Genomic DNA, 20,294 nt, shown 5'->3' with positions numbered 1-20,294 from the left:
CGGCTAGAAACTACCGAAGGCATATAGACCTAATAGAGTGAGACAAAGTTCACGTAATCTTTAGACGTATAAAGGCATTTCGTCGCATAAATATCGAATATCCATGTTGCTGAGGTAGGACCATCGACCTTTTAATTCATATTTCTACAATTTGTTAAAAGGAATACGACACCAAGCAGCGAACAAGTTTCAGATATCAATTTGCAGGTTAAAGGCAGACTATGATGATGAACGAAAAGCGTTCCGCGATTGCGAATACCATACCGTCGATGCAGCTGTCGAGGCTTGATCCAGAGCCGGGCCGTAGTGCCCAGGCTTCTTCTGCTGCGCGTGCATCCGGCGGCGCGGCTTCGCCGGATGCTTCGAAGCTGCGGCAGCGCCGCTCCGCGCGCATTGCGCTGCACGCTTCGCTAGCAGCGCTGCTGCTCTGGAGCGCCCTAGCGGCGGGCCAGGACCCGGCCCCCGCTAGAGCCGCTCCTGCGGGAGCTGAGCCAGCGGCTTCGCCGAGCTGGCTCGTGAAGTGGCGCGACCCGGCGCTGGCGAAGCCTCTGCCGGGGACGCATGTGCTTCGCCGCCTCGCGCAGCCGGCGGCGGCGGGCGCCGTGGACGTTGTCCGCCCCGAGATTGCTGGGGCGAACACGTCCGCATGGCTCCTCCGGCTGCAGCAGACGCCGGAGATCGAATATGTCGAGCCGCTCAGCCAAGTGGAGCTGCTCGCAACGTCCTCGCCTGCATCGAATGATCCGAAGCTGTCGCTTCAGCATCATCTCGATCAGATCGGGGCAGAGAAGGCTTGGAGCACCGTGCATGATCAGACGGCGCTTACGATTGCCGTCATTGATACGGGGGTTGATCTCGACCATCCGGATCTGAAGGATAATTTGGTTCCGGGCACGAATCTCGTCTCTCCAGGTAAGCCACCGGAGGATGACAACGGGCATGGCACGTCCGTAGCAGGCGTGCTGGCCGGAGAAGGCGACAACCGACTCGGTATTTCCGGCATTCTATGGCATGCCCGCATTATGCCGATTAAGGCGCTTGACGCTGATGGTTACGGCGATGAAGAGCGGCTCGGCAAAGCGATCGTATATGCAGTGGATCACGGAGCACGCATTGTTGTGCTCTCGGTAGGGCTGTACCGCTACTCGCTCTACTTAAAGGATATTGCGGCTTATGCGGAGTCGAAGGGGGCGCTGCTCGTTGCAGCAAGCGGCAATGACGGAGTGACGTTCGGAAGCCGGGCAGACGTGAAGTTCCCGGCAGCCTATCCGACCGTTGTCGCCGTCGCAGGGGCAGACCCTGACGGCAATCCAGAGCCGCGATCGAATGCGGGACCGGAGATCGACCTTGCAGCTCCATGGCATGTCTACACGACGGCAATTGGCGGCGGTTACAAGCAGGAAGAAGGCACCTCGATGGCAGCTCCGCAAGTGGCGGCAGCAGCTGCGCTGGTGTGGGCGATGCATCCCGATTACAAGCCGTATCAGATTCGGGCTCTGCTGCGGCAATCCGCGCTTGATATCGGCAACCCCGGCTTTGATACAGCGAGCGGTTACGGTCTTCTGCAGGTGGACAAAGCGGTAACAGCTACGCTGAAGCCGGATAGCTACGAGCCGAACAACAGCAAGAGTGCGGCGCGAGTCTTCCCGCTCGGCAAGAAGGTTTCTGCAGAGCTTGCAGGCGGCGCCGATAAAGATTGGTACAGCATCGATGCGCCTTATGACGGCGTTCTATCGATTCAGCTGCAAGCGCTGATCGGAGCAGACGATGCAATGCCAACCGTTCAAATGTCCCATGACGGTGACACTTCGCCGCAGAGTATAAAAGATGCAAAACTCGGCAACCAAACGATGCGATGGAACGTTAAGAAGGGTAGAAACTATTTTGAACTTCATCTCTTCGATAAGACGCTCAGCCAGCATCTGCCGTATTTGCTTACCTCTGCGTTCGAGATTGCGCCGGATGCCTACGAAATGAATGATAAACAGTACCAAGCGTTTACCTTATCGCCCCGTTCCCAGCAGATTACGGGTAATTTCCATCAGACGGGCGATATGGACTGGTATGCCATTCATTTCGATACGGGGGGCACAGTGAAGCTGACGATGTCGGTGGACTCTGCGCGGATTGATCCCTCGGTAGGCTTTCAGCGGCAAGGCGAAGCGATGCAGGAAACGGATGAGAAAGGGGACGGTGAGACCGAAACGACGCGCTCGTTCAACGTCACCCCCGGCCAGTACTATATACGGGTCCGAAACAGTATGTCGGCACAAGCGAGCCCGACAGTTGCGGAGTACCATCTGAAGCTTCAGGTGATCTCCAAACTGACGGATCCGAATGAGCCGAATAACAAAACCTATGAAGCAACAGGCGTGTCACCCGGATCGAACTATTGGGGCGTAGTCGGAACGTCAAGCGACGTGGATTGGTATCAGCTGCGGCTATCCAGCGCAAGCATGACAACCGTGCAGCTTAGCGGCATACCAAGCGGTATTCGGATGAAGGCCGAATTGTACGATAAGAAACAGAAGCTGCTGACGCAGCTGCAATCGGCCCCGAATCAGAAGGCTTTAACGAAAGAACTGAAGCTTGGCGAAGGCGTCTACTATATAAAAGTGACCGCAAGCGCCAGCTTCGACAGGCAGTACTACAAGCTGCGAATCAACACCGATAAGCTTGTGGCCGGCTTCCGCGATATTGAAGGTCATTGGGCAGTTGACTCCATTGAAGCACTTAGAGAGCTCGGCGTGGTAGCTGGAAGCGACAGCCTCCGCTTTAATCCAGATCTCAGCATTACGCGCGCAGAAGCGGTTTCTATGCTCGTTCGTGCAGTGAAGCCTAATGGAGCTTCAACTGTCGGGTTCGTTGATGTACCTCGCTCGCACTGGGCGTACGGTCCGATCAACAGCGCTGCTGGCTCGGGCTGGGTAGGCGGCTACCCTGGCGGCTTCTTTGGCCCGAATCAGTCCATTGACCGTGAAGAGATGGCGGTAATGCTGCTGCGAACTTTCGGAATGGGCAGCGTACGTCCTACGGATGCACCGTTCCTTGACGTCGAAGCGGATCGCTGGTCAGCGCCGGCCATTCAGACCATGAAGCAGAAAGGTCTGCTCGGCGGTTATGAGAACGGCGGCTTCAAGCCGGAGGGATTGGCAAGTCGTGCGGAATTCGCGACAGTGCTGCTTAGAACCATGCATCTTACGAAAACATAATTTAACTAGGGAGCCTTTTCCATGATGGACCAACTCGCCGCAACAGCCGGCGTTCATGCGCTGATCTCCATTCTTGTCGAGCTATTCAGCATCGCGGTCGCTTGGATCGTACTTCAGGAGCTGAAACTGGACTCCATTCTGAAGCGTCCGCGAAGCACGCAAGCGCGCGTGCTGCAAATTATGCTCGCGATCATAATCGGTCATGCTTTTGCCGGATTTGTGCTTGATTATTGGAACTGGTCGGGCCAGCTGAAGGGCATTGTCGAATAACAAGGTGGAAACATGTCAACAATGGGTAATATGTGACAGTACTAAATCTGGAATCCGCTACGAATCCTATAAAAAAGAGCCTAAATGACTGCTTTCGACAGGCAGAAAATAACGCTTGTCGACTCGTGTAAGCAGGTGGTAAGATGTAGGTTGGGTGCGGGCCAGAGTGCCAGATATTGCCCGTTTAGGAAGAATAAGAATCTACTGCACGCGGAGGGAAACCTAGGATGAGCAAAATAATCGTCCGCGGCGGCCAGCGACTAACCGGAAATGTTCGAGTAAGCGGAGCTAAGAACGCCGTATTACCGATTCTCGCTGCCACGTTACTAGCTAGCGAAGGTGAAAGTATCATTCACGATGTGCCTTTTCTTGACGATGTTATCACAATTCAACAAGTGCTTGCTGCACTCGGCGGTAAGCTGACATATGACAATGAAGTTATGCGTATTTCGGCCGAACAATTGACTTCGTACGAAGCCCCATATGAATGGGTACGCAAAATGCGCGCATCGTTTCTCGTAATGGGACCTTTGCTTGCTCGCCTCGGCTGCGTAAGAATTTCTCTTCCGGGCGGATGTGCAATCGGAACAAGACCGATCGATCAGCACTTGAAGGGCTTTGAAGCGATGGGTGCGGAGATCGTACTGGGTCAAGGCTTTATCGAAGCTCGTTCGACAGGCAAGCTGAAAGGCGCGAAGGTTTATCTGGATTACGCAAGCGTTGGCGCAACAGAGAACATCATGATGGCAGCTTCGCTTGCTGAAGGAACGACGACAATTGAGAATGCGGCCAAGGAGCCGGAGATTGTCGACTTGGCAAATTACTTAAACGCTATGGGCGCTACCGTTCGCGGCGCCGGCACAGGCATCATTCGTATTGAAGGCGTCGAGAAGTTGAAGGGCGCCCGTCATACCGTTATTCCGGACCGTGTTGAAGCAGGTACTTTTATGATCGCAGCAGCGATCACAGGCGGCGATGTTCATGTTGAAGGCGCAATCTGTGATCACTTGACGCCGGTTATCTCCAAGCTTGAAGAAATGGGTGTCGTCATCCAAGAGACTGACAACGGTCTTCGCGTTACGGCGCCGAAGAAGCTGAAGTCGGTTGACGTCAAGACGTTACCATACCCAGGATTCCCGACAGATATGCAGTCGCAGATGATGGCGCTTCTTATGGTTGCTGAAGGCACTAGCCTTGTGACGGAGACGGTGTTCGAGAACCGTTTCATGCATGTTGAGGAATTCCAGAAGATGAGTGCTCAGATCAAGATCGAAGGCCGCACTGCAATCGTTAGCGGTAGCACAGCATTGACGGGCGCGAAAGTTACGGCGACGGATCTCCGCGCTGGCGCAGCGCTTCTGTGCGCAGGACTGATGGCAGACGGCGAAACTGAGCTTACAGGACTTCACCACGTGGACCGCGGTTATGTCGATATTACCGGCAAGCTTGCAGCGCTAGGCGCTGACATTAGCCGAGTAGACGATACGCCAGCTCCTGCACCGATCTACAAGGTGCTTGAAGGGGTCGCAGCAGCGCTTGAAGAAGCAGAGCCGGTTGTTGTAGCGGCAATGTCTCCAGAGCCAGCAGCGAAGCGTGAGAAAGAAGTACCACGAATGAAAGCACAGCCTACATGGGCTTAAAACTATAGGGTCATCCCGAACCCCATCTCCTTCATTGGAGATGGGGTTTTTGCTGTATGCGATGTCATGTGCCTCACTTGCGGGCTCGCTAGGATCAAATAACCTCTCTCTCATCCGTTAGGAATTTAGAGAGGCTACTATAGCGCGAATAAGCTCTGTGGCAACCTCTAGAGCTTTAAGAAAGGCTTCTCTGTAATCAAAAGCCTCATCACAAGCAATATAGTGATGAGGCTTTCTGCTCCTCTCCTTAAGGTTGAACTTTGAACTTGATCTTGTGAGCAAGCGGAGCGGGCGGAATCGTTGTGGAGAAACGGTAGTGGTCGCCTAGGCGAAATGATGTGCGTTGTCTAAACTACGCATATCATTTGCGCCTTTGTCCTCGTATATAAACCGCTTAGTCTTTCACCTAATCATATATATACGAGGACAACAGCGATCGGAACAATGATCCGCACGCGCAGCGGGACTCTCACAAGTATCACTATGTTCAAATGTTCAACCTCCCTCCCCGTACTATTCTACTTTTCCACTTCATAGACTGTACCAAGAGTAGTTAAGAGAGTAGAGCCTTTCGAAAGGAGCGGGAGATGAAGCAGATCAAGTGGAAGGCAGGAGGCATAAGCGGCCGGCGGATTCGGACAAGGAATTGGATCATCGGCTTTATATGGGGTCTCTTGCTAGTCGTGCTAGTACGAGGAGTCGTCTATGTAACAGAGCTGCGCGCAGCCGCGGTAAGAGAGCAGCAACGTATGATGACGCAAGTAGCGGAGTCCGCACCTCCTAAACCTAAACCCCTCAAGCCGTCCGCAACCAAGGAGAAGGAGCCCTCACAGTCTGTACAAGCCTCTGCATCAAGCAGCGTGACGAACGAGCATAACAAGCTTAGCGCCTATGACCGTCTTTGGGTGGACGTCTACGTCTCGGAGGACAAGCGTATCGAGAAAATGCCAATCGAGCTCTACGTACGCGGTGTGTTGGCTGGGGAGATGCCGATTGATTTTGAACTGGAGGCACTCAAAGCGCAGGCAATCGCCGCTCGTACTTATATCTATAGAAGATTGCAGGCAGGAAGTGCGAGCGGGCCGTCAGACGAAGCGGATGTTGATGATACGATTAAGAATCAGGTGTATATCCCGCTAGGTGAACTGGTTGGACGATGGAGCGGCAAGGAGAAAGAGGCGAACTTGAAGAAGCTCAATGATGCAGTAGAGGAGACGAAGGGACAGATTGTTACGTACAAGGGCGAGCCGATTGAAGCGTCTTTCTTCTCTACCAGCAACGGATATACGGAGAACGCGTCCGATTATTGGAACATGGACCTTCCTTACTTGAGAAGCGTAGCGAGCCCATGGGACAAGTCGATATCGCCTAACTATAAAGAAACAAAGACAATGGATCTGGATGAATTCAGCCGCAAGCTCGGCGTGAAGGAGAACGATGTGAGCCAGATGCGCATTATGGATACGACGGCGGGCCATCGCATCAAGACGATTAGAATAGGACGAGAGAGCTTCAGCGGCAAAGAAATACGAGAGAAGCTAGCGCTCGCATCCTCTCAATTCAATTGGGCAATCATAGGCGACCAGATCCGAATTACGACCATCGGCTATGGACATGGCGTTGGCATGAGTCAATGGGGAGCGAACGGGATGGCGATGAAAGGGAAAACAGCGGGTCAAATTCTTGCACACTACTATTCCGGAACGAAGCTGGAGCAGGCGAGCGGTATACTAGAATAGCTGAAAAGCCGCTAGCTCAATAAAGGTCAACTCTAACAATCTCAAAAAATGTGAATCCCTCACGTATAAACTGCTAGGTTGTGGCAACAATGGCTAGTGAGGTGATCGAACTATGAGTGATAAATCAAAGTTCAATGAAGAGGCTCCCAAAAATTCAGTGGGAGGCAAAACTGTTAAACCGTCTGCCTGGAGAAAGCTGCTAGCAAAAAAATGGGCAGCACCTACAGCATTTCTGGCCGCGGCAGCAATTATCGTAACCTTAATGTGGCTCTATGGGGGAGCTGGAGAAACTAGTAACAAACCAGCCAGCACCACTATAGAAGATGCACAAGGTTCGAATGCGGTAAGCTCTGACGAAGTTCAAGTGCCTGCGGATGACCCGATTGTGAAAGATTCCGAGAATGAAGTGATGCAGTGGCCAACTGATCGCAGCAAAGTAGATGTCGTCGCTGGCTACTATGATGCGAAAGCAACAAGCGATGAGCGTGTAGCGGCTATCATCCAGTCGGGCAACACGTTCGTGGCGAACATGGGTATCGACCTTTCCAAGAACGATCAACCGTTCGAAGTCAAGGCAGCTCTTAGCGGCCGCGTCGTTGTTGCAGAGAAACATCCACTGAACGGCAACATCGTACAGATCAAGCACGCGGACGGTGTTGTGACCATCTACCAAAGCTTGAGTGATCTGAAAGTGAAAGTCGGCGATGAAGTGAAGCAAGGTGCGGTGATCGCACAAGCTGGCCGTAGCGAGCTCGAGAAAGACCTTGGCGTTCACCTGCACTTTGAAGTGCGCAAGGACGGCAAAGCGATCAATCCGAATACGCTGCTCACAAGCGCAGAGAACTAAAATAAGAAGAGAAGGCAAGGGACTATCCCTTGCCTTCTTTTTTTGCGTTTAATCCGGACTTAGAGCAGGTGAAATGAGGGCTAGGCTCAATTTTTTGAAAATATTTGCACATCTCATGCTTGTCATGCTTGGACACAAAGAATATATACCCGTACCCCTCATATAATGTACCAAACTATCTCGAGTAGGGAGGCGGGAGCGTGCACGATTACATCAAAGAACGGACCATAAAAATCGGCCGTTGTATCGTCGAGACGAAGCACACGGTGCGGACGATCGCTAAAGAATTTGGCGTCTCCAAAAGCACAGTCCATAAGGATTTGACCGAGCGGTTACCGGAAATAAATCCTGATTTGGCTGACCAGGTCAAACACATTTTGGAATACCACAAGTCGATCCGGCACCTGAGGGGAGGAGAAGCGACCAAAATCAAGTATAAGAAGAGCTCTGGGCGCAAACGCGAGGTTCTCGCCGCCGCAAAATCGTAACGAATTTTTCTACAAGAATAGAGGAATTTCGCACATTTTAGCGAATACTATACAAGATGAACATTAAACCGACTATTATTCGCCCTGGAGGACTTCAGACGTATGTTTAGCAAGGATATTGGGATCGATCTTGGGACTGCAAATGTCTCCATTCATGTTAGAGGGAGGGGCGTCGTTCTGGATGAGCCTTCGGTCGTCGCGATCGAGAGCGAGACGAAGCGCGTGCTTGCCGTTGGTGAAGAAGCGCATCGGATGGTGGGACGGACTCCCGGCAACATTATCGCCATCAGACCGCTGAGAGACGGCGTTATCGCCGACTTTGAGATTACAGAAATTATGCTTAAAGCGTTTATTGACCGCGTCGGCGGCCGTTCATGGTACAGCCGCCCTCGCATTCTTATCTGCGCCCCTACGAATATTACGTCGGTGGAGCAGAAGGCGATTCGTGAAGCTGCAGAGCGCAGCGGCGCGAAAGACGTTTTCCTTGAAGAAGAGCCTAAAGCAGCTGCAATCGGCGCAGGTATGGATATCTACCAGCCGAGCGGCAATATGGTTGTTGATATTGGCGGCGGAACAACGGATGTTGCCGTGCTTTCAATGGGCGACGTTGTAACCGCCTCCTCCATTAAAGTGGCGGGGGACAAGTTCGACGAAGCCATCATGAGATATATCAAGAACAAGTACAAGCTTCTGATCGGTGAGCGTACGAGCGAAGATATTAAGATTAAGATCGGTACGGTATACGACACTGGCTTCAGAGAAGAGATTGATATTCGCGGACGGGATATGGTTACCGGCTTGCCGCTGACAGTGACGATTTACTCGGAAGAAGTGCGTGAAGCGCTTTGGGAGCCGGTATCGTCCATCGTGTCAGCGGCTAAATCGGTGCTTGAACGGACTCCGCCGGAATTGTCTGCTGACATCATCGACCGCGGCGTCATTCTGACAGGCGGCGGCGCACTGCTCGGCGGATTGGATGCGCTTCTTGCTGAAGAGCTGAAGGTGCCGGTGCTCATCGCTGAAGATCCGATGCACTGCGTTGTTAAAGGGACAGGCCTGCTGCTTGATCACTTGGACCGTACACCTCGCAGAGACAGGCGCTAGTTGAATTACCCCATTAACGTCCGGGTGATGTTCGGGTAAGACGCCTGGGGGGGCGTGCTGAGGAACATTGACCTTTATATAGAAATAATAAGAATTGTGGACGTCCTCTTCAACGATGCGATGCAAGTTCCGATATATACGGTATAGATATGTGATATGTACCAACAGGAGGACGGCTCCATGCTTAGAGGTCTTTATACAGCTGCGGCGGGCATGATTTCCCAGCAGCAACGACATGATACGATTACGAATAATATTTCAAACTTAAATACACCGGGGTATAAACAAAAGGATGCCGTTACGCATTCGTTCCCGGACATGCTGCTTCGTCTGACTGGCACGAAGGATGCAGGCGGACAAGCTATCGGCAAGCTGAGCACGGGCGTATTCGCAGAGGAGAGCCTGCAAATCAATCAACAAGGCGATCTGATGCAGACGAACCGCTTCAGCGATTTTGCGATTGTATCCGACATTGAAGTGCCTGGCGTCAACTTTGACTCCTCAGGCAAAGCAGTGACGGCGGATGGCGAGACCATCTTCCAGCCGCAAGCTTTCTTTACCGTTCAAAATACGGACGGCGAGACACGCTATACGCGTGACGGCCAATTCAAGCTGGACGCTGAGGGCTTCCTCACACTGCCTGACGGCTCACGTGTCCTTGACTCGAACGGACAGCCCTTTAAATTGCCAGCAGATATGTCGTTCAATCAGCTAACGCTGACGAAGGACAATCGGCTCGTTGACCCGCTTACAGGCAAGAGCGCAGGCAAGCTGCTTATAACGCGCGTAGACAACCCTAACGACCTCACTCGTGAAGGGGACGGCAAATTCAAGCTTGATCCAGACGTCACGACAGGCGTTCGAGAGCTGGATGCGACGGATCGCGTTGAAGTGCGCCAAGGCTATGTCGAGCGCTCGAACGTGGATGCAACACAATCCATGGTTGATTTGATGTCGGCGTCCCGCGCTTACGAAGCGAATCAGAAAGTGATTCAATTCTTCGATAAGAGCTTGGATAAAGCGGTTAATGAAGTTGGTAGAGTATAAGGAAGTGTGCTGGTGCAGCGGCAGAGGAGGCTACTTAGATGAACAGTTCGATGGTTAACGCAATGGTGTCCATGAATGGACTGCAGCAGAAGCTTGACTTGCTTGCTGACAATATTGCCAATGTGAATACGGTCGGTTATAAGCGCAAGCAAGGGACGTTTGAAGATCTGCTGACAACGCTGAAGAAGCAGCCGGAAGCGTTCAATCAACCTGGGCGTTTAACCCCGCTCGGCTTCAGCCAAGGCTGGGGTTCGCGACTTACGATGGTGCAACCGGATTTCTCGCAAGGACCGATTCAGCAGACGGATCAACCGTTTGATCTTGCGATTGAAGGCAATGCATTATTTGAAGTTACGGTCGATGATGCCGGGCACCTCGGTTATACCCGCGGCGGATCGTTCCAGACCTCGCTTACGCAGGACGGTCGTAATATATTGACAACCAAAGAAGGATATCCGGTATCCTCAGTCGATGGCAAGCCGATCGAAATACCGCCGGATATGAAGAATGTCAGTGTTAACGCGGAAGGTAAAGTTGTTGGAACGAGTACATCAGGTGAAATTGTAACGTTGGGACAATTTAAGCTTGTACAGGTAGACAAGCCTGCGCTGCTCTCGCAAGTGGCAGACAATCTATTCGCCATTGGCGATGGCGTGAATGTCACCGATGTTCTTCACCCCGTAGATGCAAATGCTGAGAATAAAATAGCGATCAAGCAAGGCTTTCTGGAGCAGTCGAACGTTGTCTTGGCAGACGAGATGACAGAATTGATTAGCGTGCAGCGAGCTTACCAGCTCAGCGCGAAAGCAGTAACATCGAGCGATACGATGATGGGCCTCGCGAATAACCTGCGCGCTTAGGAAATGAGTGATTGCGAATATGGATTCAAGGAAAGAAACCGCGGCCGGATTAGAAGCCGCAACAGTATCCGCCAAAGATCAGTCGCGACAATCTGCAAGCGCTCAGCGTGAAGCTACGCAGAGCAAGCAGCGGAAGAAGCGTAATCCTGCTTTGCGTGCGCTGTTATGGACAATGCGAGCACTTGTTGTGCCCGTGCTGTGTGTAGTAGCCATTCTAGGCGGCATGTACGCCGGCTATGTGATTCTAGGCAAGCGTCCAGGGGATGAAGTGTTCGAGATTGAAACCTGGAAGCATATGTACGATCTTGTATTCGCGGATTAAGCGATGAGCCTGCTCGATATCGAGCAGGCTTTTTTATATGAGGGCAGCAGCTTGGTACATAGAAGAAGCACCCTTTGATTTGAAATCCAAAGGGTGCTTCTTTCGCATGGCTATTTTACAGAAACGCGGATACTGACGGTCTTGCCGTTGTAATTGGCTCGAATCACCGTCGTGCCTTTCGCTATGGCAGTAATCGTGCCGTTACTCACTGTTGCTACTTTCGCATTGCCGCTTGTCCAAGTGGCCGTCTTGGTAATATCCGTTACTTTACCATTGTCATATTCAGCAGATACAGTCACGGATTCTTTGCCTTCTGGCGCAATCGTCAATGCCTTATCAGAAGCAGTCAGCTTCTTCAGCTTCGGAATGACAGAAAGTGAGATCTCTACGGTTTTGCCTTGGTACGTACCTGTCAGTTTAGCTGTTCCTTCAGTTAAAGCTTTGAAAGTGCTGCCTTTAACAGATGCGACAGTTTCCGGATCGATCGTCCAGTTCATTTTGGTAGCCAACGAAACGGATTTGCCGCTCTTATAGATACCGGTTACTTTCACGCTCTTAGTACGGTTAGGGTTCAGCGTAATCGCGGTCGTATCCACGAACAGCTTCGTAAGTTCTTCTTCAATCGTTACACGAACAGTCGTGCTCTTGCCAAGATACGTAGCTGTCAGCGTAACGTTCGAGGCTTGAAGACCTTTCATGTTAGGCGACTTCACAAGCAGGTTAGCCGAAGAGCTCTTCCACGTGACTGAGCTCGTTACATCCTCTTCGTTACCACTCTCGTAGGTCACAGTAATGGCTGGCAGCTTCGCATCTTTGCCAAGAACTACCGAAGCGTAAGTTTGATCTGGAGTGAGCAGAAGCGGTTTCTCATGTACATTTACAGTAACCGTAACTGTTTTGGACTGAATCGTTCCGGTCATTGTAACGGTACCTAGCTTCTTAGCCGTCCATTTGCCGTCCACTTTATCAAGAACATCGCTGTCGCTGCTTGTCCAATTAGTCAAATTCGTGACATCAACCGTTTCTCCGGAGATGGATTCTGCCGAAACTGTTGGCAGTGTTACAGAGTCATCCAAGAAGACATCGAGCGTATCTTTGGCTGCCTTTACAGTTGTCACTGTTGGATAGACGGTAACCGTTAATTGCTGGGATATTCCTTTATAAGTGACTTTAATGACAGTGTTGCCTACACCTTTTGGCGAAACCACACCATTCTTTACAGTCGCAACGAAGACATTGCTGGAATTCCAAGTTGCTGTACCTGTTACATTTTCCGGAGTGCTTGTTCCCTTGAGAGTTTCTGCTGTCAGTGTTACCGGTGAATCCTGCAATGTCAGGTGCAGATCTGCTTTAGGCGTCAGACGAAGCGCTTCATATGCAGGTCTTACTACAACAGACACCGAACTGCTTGCACCGAGATAAGAGGCTGTAATTGTCGCAGTACCTGCACCTATCGGTGTTACAACACCTTTGGAAACAGTAACGACGGCTGCATTGCTTGACGCCCACTGTGCGGTATCCGCTACAGAATCGCTGCTTCCGCCTGTTTTTACTGCAATCGCATCAAGCGTAACGGGATCGTCACCTGTGATTAATTCCAGAAGATCATCATCCATAGGAATGCTAAGAGATTTGTAAGGGGAGCTGACCGTCAATTTGACGGAATCAGAGCGGCCTTTATACTTCGCGACGATTGTCGTATCACCGGCAGCCAGCAATGTAATGGTACCATCATCTACAGTAGCGACTGCTGTGTTAGAGCTAGACCAAGTCGCATTGTCCTGTACCTCTTCATCAGTCTGACCGCTGCTCTTGCCGATTAGCTTATAGTTCAGCGTGTCGCCTAAGTTAGCAGTTGCAGTAGTAGATAAGTCTGTGCTGCCATCAGTCAGAATAACACTGTCGTACAGATACTTAACCGTAACGGCCAAAGTAGCTTTGTAACCTTTATAGGTAGCGGTAATCGTTGCAGTTCCGCTGGTTAGGCCGGTAAGTACGCCTGCGCTTACTTTCACGACGGCGCTATTGGAGGAAGACCAAGTTGCATCCGTTGTGACATCCTTCACAGAAGTCGCGCCTTGAATGGCTGCGTTCAAGTGAAGCGGAATCGTGTCGTCATCGACATACAGGATAGCTGGTGAAGGAGCGTCGTCGAAGCTTACGCCTGTGACGACTTCATCGGCGTTCGCAATACCTGCGAAGGATGAGAAGATTAGGACAAATGCCATTACGACTGTGAGCCATGGGCGAAGATACTTTGCAGATGATGCGTGTTTGTTCATGCGCATGTTGTGTTACTACCTCCAAATACATTAATTTCGTGTTCATTCTTAGCTGCGTCTTTCTTAATTAACGGTTTTAAAGACGCTTTTTTGAAGGTGTGAGATCACCATTTCCAAATTTAGTTCTTTTGGAGGGAATGCGATATGTTTCAGAGGCCAAAATGGTAAGGAATACGCCATACAGGCACGGGTGCGATAGTTTTATTTTTTCCAGCGTAGAGGTATAATGGGTAAGAATCTCTGAGGCGTCATTGGTTACCAGGTAAGGGGGCCTAACGATTGAATTTGCCTAATTTGCTCACGATGCTTCGATTTGCATTAGTTCCCGTTTACATCGCCGTATTTGCATCAGATACATCGGGTCATATGAAATGGGCATTTCTTGTTATCGTCATTGCTGGACTTACCGATATCCTAGACGGTTATTTGGCGCGCAAGTACGGTCAAGTCACGATGATCGGCTCGATGCTCGATCCGCTTGCAGACAAGACGATGATGATTACGGTCATTTTGTCGCTGCTTATTACCGGACATATTCCATGGAGCGCGGGTGCGGCCATCTTTATCCGCGACGCAGGGATGATTGTGGGGTCGGCTATCTTTCACTTTCGGGGGAAGAAGACGGTGCCAGCCAATTGGATGGGCAAGTTGACGACCATTCTGTATTATTTGGCCATTTTATTCATTTTCTTTGAATTGCCGTTTGCCCGCACGTACTTGTGGGGCGTCATTGTGTTCTCGTTCGTGACCTCGCTTATCTACATTATTTTGTTTGTCTCGCTTAATAAAGACGAAGAGGCGGGTATAGGAGCGGTTCAAACGAACGGAGAGCAGAACGATTCGAAACAGGCTAAATTGTAAAAAAAAGGAGACTGGACACTGCTGCCCCAGCGGGACAATAGTGGCCAATCTCCCTTATCTTAACCCCCACGACTGCAGTTTCGTGAAGGATGCGCTTATTGTGACACATTGCCATGTAATTTATTACAACTGACTGAAGGGAGTCACCTTGCATGCTAGATATTAGACAAATCCAAGAAATTATTCCACACCGACCGCCGTTCTTGCTGGTGGACCGGATACTAGAGGTGGAGGACGGCAAACGTGCTGTCGGCATTAAGAACGTAACGATGAACGAGCCATTCTTTACAGGCCATTTCCCGCAATATCCGGTTATGCCAGGCGTTCTAATCGTAGAGGCGCTTGCACAGGTCGGCTGCGTAGCCATTCTGAAGGTTGAAGAGAACCGCGGCAAAATCGGCTTCTTCGCCGGCATTGATAACTTCCGTTTCAGAGGTCAAGTCGTCCCTGGAGATACGCTTACGCTAGAAGTGGAGATTACGCGTCTCAAAGGTATGATTGGCAAAGGACAAGCTGTCGCGAAGGTTGGCGATAAAGTGGTAGCCGAAGGTGAAATTATGTTTGCTCTGAAGGACGCATAAGCACTCGCTGCCTTCTTGCAATAGACATCTTAAGTGGAGAGAGGATGTTTTCGTATGAATCATATGGCAGTAGAACGTTATCAAGCATGGCTTAACGATCCGCTTATTGATGAGGTAACAAAGCAGGAGCTGGCTGCATTGCAGGGCAGCGATAAGGAGATTGAAGATCGCTTCTATCGCGAGCTCGAGTTCGGAACAGGCGGTCTGCGCGGCGTTATGGGCGCAGGGACGAACCGGTTGAACAGCTACACGGTAGGCAAAGCGACACAAGGTCTTGCAAATTGGGTGCTTAGCAGAGGTGGCTCGCCATCGGTTGTTATTGCCTATGATTCACGCAACAACTCGCCTGAGTTTGCGCTGGATGCGGCGCTCGTGCTGGCTGCGAATGGAGTAACGGCGCATGTATTCAAAGCGCTTCGTCCTACGCCACAATTGTCCTATGCGGTGCGCGCACTTGGCGCGACAAGCGGTATTGTCATTACGGCAAGCCATAATCCGCCGGAATATAACGGGTATAAAGCGTATGGCTCTGATGGCTGTCAGCTCGTGCCGGCAGATGCCGAGCAGGTGATCGCTGCAATTCAGCAAATCAGCAGCTTCGATCAAGTTCGGAAGATCAGCCGTGAAGAAGCGGAAGCGAAGGGTTTGCTGCGTTGGCTCGGCGAAGCAGAGGATCGCGCGTATGTTGAGACGGTCGCTGCACAGAGCTTGAATAGCGAGAGCTTGAAGAACGGCCTTGGCGAGGCGTTGACGGTTGTCTATACGCCGCTGCATGGCGCTGGCAATATGCCGGTGCGCGAAGTGCTGAAGCAAGTAGGCTTATCTAATGTACATATTGTACCGGAGCAGGAGCAGCCTGACGGCTACTTCAGTACGGTGAAGTCTCCGAATCCGGAGGAGCGCGAAGCATTCACGCTGGCGATCAAGCTCGGCCAGGAGATCGGCGCTGACATTATTATAGGCACGGATCCGGATTGCGACCGGATGGGTGCGGTTGTCCGTAATAACGAAGGGGAATATGTCGTGCTGACAGGCAATCAGTCCGGTGCGATTATGGTCAATTACTTGCTGAGCACGCTTAAGGAGCGCGGCGAACTGCCTTCGAACGGCGTTGTAATCAAGACGATCGTAACGAGCGAGATGGGCGCGGATATCGCCGAATCCTACGGAGCCGAAGTGTTGAATACATTGACCGGTTTCAAATATATCGGTGAGAAAATGACCCAGTTCGAGCAGAGCGGGGAGCATTCTTTCCTGTTTGGATACGAGGAGAGCTACGGTTATTTGGCGGGTACGTATGCGCGTGATAAAGACGCGGTTATCGCTTCGATGTTGATTAGTGAAGCGGCTGCTTATTATAAGAGCAAAGGTCTTACTTTGTATGACGTGCTGAATGAACTCTATGCGAAGCACGGCAATTACCTTGAGCATCTGGAATCCCGTACGCTCAAAGGTGTAGACGGCGTACAACAGATCGCTGCAATTATGGAAGACTGGCGCAGCAATCCCCCGGTTGAGCTTGCAGGCATTCGTGTCAAGCAAGTGCAAGACTATCTGCCGGGTCTCGGCGACCTGCCGCCGGAGAATGTGCTGAAATATTTGCTTGAGGACGGTTCATGGTTCTGTTTGCGTCCATCAGGTACAGAGCCGAAGATTAAAGTGTATTTTGCGGTTCGTTCGAGCTCACAGGCGGAGGCGAAATCAGCGGTGGCCCGTCTGACGCAGCTTGTCATGGAACGTGTAGATCATCAGGCTTAAACAGAGAGATTAAGGAGTGGAAGGCGTGCGAGAGCAGTGGCTTCAATGGAATCGTAAAGCAACATGGGTGCTATGTGTGCTAACTATACTGGGTGTCCTTGCAGCTGTGCCAATCGGCGCAGATCGCTGGAAGGATCAGAATACCTCCAAGCAAGTGGAGTTTGTTCTGGATTATAGAGATCTGCTGCAAGTTGCGGCGTACAAAACTCATCCGCAGCAATACATTCGTGATGAGCTGAACAATATCAAAGCAGCCGGCATCAACTCGATGGCTGTATTCGAATCGTCGCTGCAAGAGCTGAGCTGGGCTGGACATCTCTCGCTTTACTCCTCTTCTGCTGCTATGCAGCTGCAAGGCAAGCCTTTGAACGGCGACGAGAACTATACGTACATCCTGTTCGCAAGCGAGAAGGATGATGAGGCACTTCGTTCAATTATTGAATCAACGTTCCGTAAGTGGGATATCTCCGTCTCCAGCTGGGAATATGCCGGAAGCAAAGGCATGATCCTCGAGACGCCAATTGAGGACGCGATGTTGAAGGCGATGGAGCCGGATCCAAGCGCTCTTCAAATGATTAAGGACGCGGGTCTCAACATCGTACCTCGATTGTCTGACCGGATTCCGTTCGATGCGGCAGAAGTGGACAAGATGATGGCTTCTTATGCAGCGATGGGTGTAGACCGTATCTTGTTCGATGGTGACTCTGTAAAAGGGTATACGGACAATGCCGAGCTGCACAGCTTGAACGCTTTTGCAGACATCTTGAACAAGCATGGAATTGGAATTGTTACAATTGAGAATTCTAATCCTCAGAAGGGTCTGGCTACTTTAAGCAATCTGACCCACTATAATGTCGTTCGCCTTCTTTCGCTATCGGAAGCAAGCGCCTATTCGATGAAGCCAGAAGAGATTACGGACCGCTTCCACCTGGCCGCGAAGGACCGCAGCATTCGGATGTTCTACATTAATGTATCGCCAATAAGCAAAGCGGCGAAATCGGCAATCACTGACCCGATGCAGAACATCTACGATACGATGCAGAATAAAGGCGGCGTTCTCGACAAAATGCATGATCTTGGCTTGAAAGTCGATCATGCACAGCCGTTTAAGTATGAGTCGCCACCAGCTTGGCATAAGCCGTTAAAAGCGGTTACGGCACTTGGCGCAATTGCGATTATTGCACTTCTGGTTAGTATGTATATCCCTGGCGTTGCGATTCCGGTCTTTGCAATCGGACTTGTAGGCAGTGCTGGTTTGTATGTGCTGTCGAAGTCGATGTTTGAGCAAGGCTTGGCGCTCGGCGCAGCGATAAGTGCACCGACGCTCGCTATGATCTGGGCCATTCGCCGTGTGAGGGCGCATACCATTGGCAACCGCAGAGCTGTTAGCGGTACAGTGGATAATGCCCGCAGTAATGATGGCGGCATGCGTTGGGTCTTCCCAGGCTTGAGCGCAGGACGTCGCTTCACAATGGCGGTTACGCTATTCCTGATGACATCGATTATTTCGTTAAGCGGTATCGCGTTTATTGTTGGTTTGCTCAATAACATTACGTATCAGCTCGTACTCGAGCAGTTCCGCGGCGTAAGCCTGCTTCACCTGGCTCCGATTGCGCTTGTGGCGATCTATCTGTTCCTGTACACCGGCGAGAGTGTGGTCAGCAACATCCGCAAGCTGCTATCCATGCAAATTACCGTGCTTTGGGTTGCCGTTGCGGCTGTGCTGGGCGTCATGGCGCTCTATTACCTGTCACGTACAGGCAATGCAGGCACCGCTTCCTCTGCTGAGCTGATGTTCCGTAACGTGCTGGAGAATACATTCGGGGTTCGTCCACGGACGAAGGAATTCCTCTTGGCGCACCCGCTCTTCTTCTTAGGGCTATTCCTGGCGCTTCGTTATCGCGCGGCGTGGGTATTGTTTATTGTAGGCACAATTGGTCAGCTGTCCATGGTGGACACATTCGCTCATATTCATACGCCGATTCCGATTTCGCTTATCCGTGACGCGCTCGGCCTCGTATTGGGCATGCTGATCGGTCTGGTTCTAATTGGTATTTGGCAGCTAGGGGAAGGAGTTTGGAAACGATGGGCACCACGAATCGCACAGGCGAAACAGGGCTACAAGTCCGGCGTTTAGTTATTTCCGGTTACTATGGCTTTCACAATAGCGGAGATGAAGCTGTATTGAAGTCCATCTTGTTCGCGCTCGAGGAAGAAGGCGTGAAGCAAGGGCTTCGCATTGTGCCTATCGTGCTGTCCGGCGATCCGGCTGGGACGACTGCGATGTACGGCGTAGAAGCCGTCCATCGCATGAAGCTTGGCGAGATCGTGCGCGCCATTCGTTCGAGCGACGGTCTCATCAGCGGCGGGGGAAGCCTGCTGCAGGATGCAACAGGCGTCAAGTCGATTCCTTACTATACGGGCGTCATGAAGCTGGCTCAGCTTCTTGGCAAGCCCACATTTGCATACGCGCAAGGCATAGGCCCTGTGAATCGCCGGTGGATGGACCGGCTGATTCGCGGAGTCATGCGCCGCAGCGCGTATGTTTCTGTTCGCGATGCCGAATCCGCCGCTTTGCTCGAGCGGATTGGCGTGCCGCGTGACCGGATCAACGTTGTGCCTGATCCGGTCATGGCGCTGCCGCTCCCGGCAGCGGCTGTGCCGCCGCATGAGCGCGCGGCGGCGGAGATGGCTGCAGCAGCTGGCGAAGCGGCTGCTGGAAGGGCGCCGGCGCTGCCAGTGGTCGGCGTGTCCTTGCGTCATTGGCGCAAGGATGGAGCCGACCTGGCGCGCGCAGCGGACGCGCTTGGCGCGCTGGCGCGCAGCCGGGCGGTGCGGCTGCGGTTCCTGCCGTTCCACACCCCATCAGACGCGGAGGCGTCGCGATGGGTGATCGAACGGCTCGGCGATCTCGGCGGCGAGAGCGTAGCCGAGATCGCCGAAGTAGGAGAAGACCCGCAGCAGATGCTGCTGGAGGTCAGCCGCTGCGATGCCTTGTTCGGCATGCGTCTGCATGCGCTAATCTATGCGGCGAACCAGTCCGTGCCGATGCTGGGGCTTTCATACGATCCGAAGATTGATCAATTCTTGAATCGGCTCGGACTTACGCCTGTCGGCACGACAGAAGCGCTTGATTCAGCAGCATTCGTGGCTGCGATCAGCCAGCTTCTCGACGATCCAGATGCTTGGCGGAGCGAGCATCAAGCTGCAATTGATCAATTGAAACAAGAAGCGCGTGATCCAGCGAAACAAATCGCTTCGATTTTACGTTAATCAATATGTA

16 protein-coding genes are annotated in these 20,294 nt (G+C 51.8%); 15 read left to right on the top strand and 1 reads right to left on the bottom strand.

All coding sequences use genetic code 11. The features are described from left to right. Positions 1–221: 221 nt before the first annotated feature. From AC0YNX_RS19175 to AC0YNX_RS19130, 10 genes are all read left to right on the top strand, one after another. Positions 222–3,212, top strand: coding sequence for a S8 family serine peptidase (locus tag AC0YNX_RS19175; RefSeq protein ID WP_475817314.1), 2,991 nt, complete (start codon positions 222–224; stop codon positions 3,210–3,212). A 21-nt stretch (positions 3,213–3,233) separates the two neighbouring features. Further along, on the top strand, positions 3,234–3,482 hold the full coding sequence (locus AC0YNX_RS19170) for a DUF1146 domain-containing protein (RefSeq protein ID WP_475817313.1): 249 nt from the start codon (positions 3,234–3,236) through the stop codon (positions 3,480–3,482). A 227-nt stretch (positions 3,483–3,709) separates the two neighbouring features. Continuing rightward, positions 3,710–5,122 carry a UDP-N-acetylglucosamine 1-carboxyvinyltransferase gene (murA, locus tag AC0YNX_RS19165; RefSeq protein ID WP_475817312.1) on the top strand — a complete coding sequence of 471 codons (1,413 nt, stop codon included), beginning with the start codon at positions 3,710–3,712 and terminating at the stop codon, positions 5,120–5,122. 587 nt (positions 5,123–5,709) lie between these two features. Then, positions 5,710–6,861: a stage II sporulation protein D gene (gene spoIID / locus AC0YNX_RS19160; RefSeq protein ID WP_475817311.1), complete on the top strand. Its 1,152-nt coding sequence runs from the start codon at positions 5,710–5,712 to the stop codon at positions 6,859–6,861. A gap of 112 nt (positions 6,862–6,973) precedes the next feature. After that, a complete protein-coding gene (locus AC0YNX_RS19155) occupies positions 6,974–7,708 on the top strand; it encodes a peptidoglycan DD-metalloendopeptidase family protein (protein ID WP_475817310.1) in 735 nt (244 codons plus the stop codon). Positions 7,709–7,908: 200 nt separating this feature from the next. Next, entirely contained in the window at positions 7,909–8,196 is a 288-nt protein-coding gene (spoIIID, locus tag AC0YNX_RS19150; RefSeq protein ID WP_090575384.1) for a sporulation transcriptional regulator SpoIIID, read from the top strand. Between the two features lie 102 nt (positions 8,197–8,298). Beyond that, a complete protein-coding gene (gene mreB / locus AC0YNX_RS19145; protein ID WP_475817309.1) occupies positions 8,299–9,300 on the top strand; it encodes a rod shape-determining protein MreB in 1,002 nt (333 codons plus the stop codon). Positions 9,301–9,480: 180 nt separating this feature from the next. Continuing rightward, a complete protein-coding gene (locus AC0YNX_RS19140) occupies positions 9,481–10,347 on the top strand; it encodes a flagellar hook-basal body protein (RefSeq protein ID WP_475817308.1) in 867 nt (288 codons plus the stop codon). Between the two features lie 38 nt (positions 10,348–10,385). After that, positions 10,386–11,207, top strand: a complete 822-nt coding sequence (locus tag AC0YNX_RS19135) for a flagellar hook-basal body protein (RefSeq protein WP_475817307.1) — start codon at positions 10,386–10,388, stop codon at positions 11,205–11,207. 19 nt (positions 11,208–11,226) lie between these two features. Further along, a complete protein-coding gene (locus tag AC0YNX_RS19130; protein ID WP_475817306.1) occupies positions 11,227–11,529 on the top strand; it encodes a DNA-directed RNA polymerase subunit beta in 303 nt (100 codons plus the stop codon). Positions 11,530–11,639: 110 nt separating this feature from the next. Here AC0YNX_RS19130 and AC0YNX_RS19125 read toward each other — a convergent pair whose 3' ends face one another. Continuing rightward, positions 11,640–13,817 carry an Ig-like domain-containing protein gene (locus AC0YNX_RS19125; protein WP_475817305.1) on the bottom strand — a complete coding sequence of 726 codons (2,178 nt, stop codon included), beginning with the start codon at positions 13,815–13,817 and terminating at the stop codon, positions 11,640–11,642. A 273-nt stretch (positions 13,818–14,090) separates the two neighbouring features. Between AC0YNX_RS19125 and AC0YNX_RS19120 the strand changes: the two genes are divergently transcribed. From AC0YNX_RS19120 to csaB, 5 genes are all read left to right on the top strand, one after another. Further along, positions 14,091–14,672 carry a CDP-alcohol phosphatidyltransferase family protein gene (locus AC0YNX_RS19120; RefSeq protein ID WP_475817304.1) on the top strand — a complete coding sequence of 194 codons (582 nt, stop codon included), beginning with the start codon at positions 14,091–14,093 and terminating at the stop codon, positions 14,670–14,672. 152 nt (positions 14,673–14,824) lie between these two features. After that, complete coding sequence (fabZ, locus tag AC0YNX_RS19115) at positions 14,825–15,253, top strand: 3-hydroxyacyl-ACP dehydratase FabZ (RefSeq protein WP_132486784.1); 429 nt, start codon at positions 14,825–14,827, stop codon at positions 15,251–15,253. A gap of 54 nt (positions 15,254–15,307) precedes the next feature. Next, entirely contained in the window at positions 15,308–17,011 is a 1,704-nt protein-coding gene (locus tag AC0YNX_RS19110) for a phospho-sugar mutase (RefSeq protein WP_475817303.1), read from the top strand. A gap of 25 nt (positions 17,012–17,036) precedes the next feature. Continuing rightward, complete coding sequence (locus tag AC0YNX_RS19105; protein ID WP_475817302.1) at positions 17,037–19,148, top strand: DUF5693 family protein; 2,112 nt, start codon at positions 17,037–17,039, stop codon at positions 19,146–19,148. After that, on the top strand, positions 19,097–20,284 hold the full coding sequence (gene csaB / locus AC0YNX_RS19100) for a polysaccharide pyruvyl transferase CsaB (RefSeq protein ID WP_475817301.1): 1,188 nt from the start codon (positions 19,097–19,099) through the stop codon (positions 20,282–20,284). Before AC0YNX_RS19105 ends, csaB begins: the two co-directional genes overlap by 52 nt. The last annotated feature ends 10 nt before the right edge of the window (positions 20,285–20,294 follow it).

Source organism: Paenibacillus sp. J31R98, assembly GCF_056269245.1.
The sequence above is the reverse complement of the archived record's forward strand: the minus strand, read 5'-3'. Positions and strand labels throughout refer to the sequence as shown.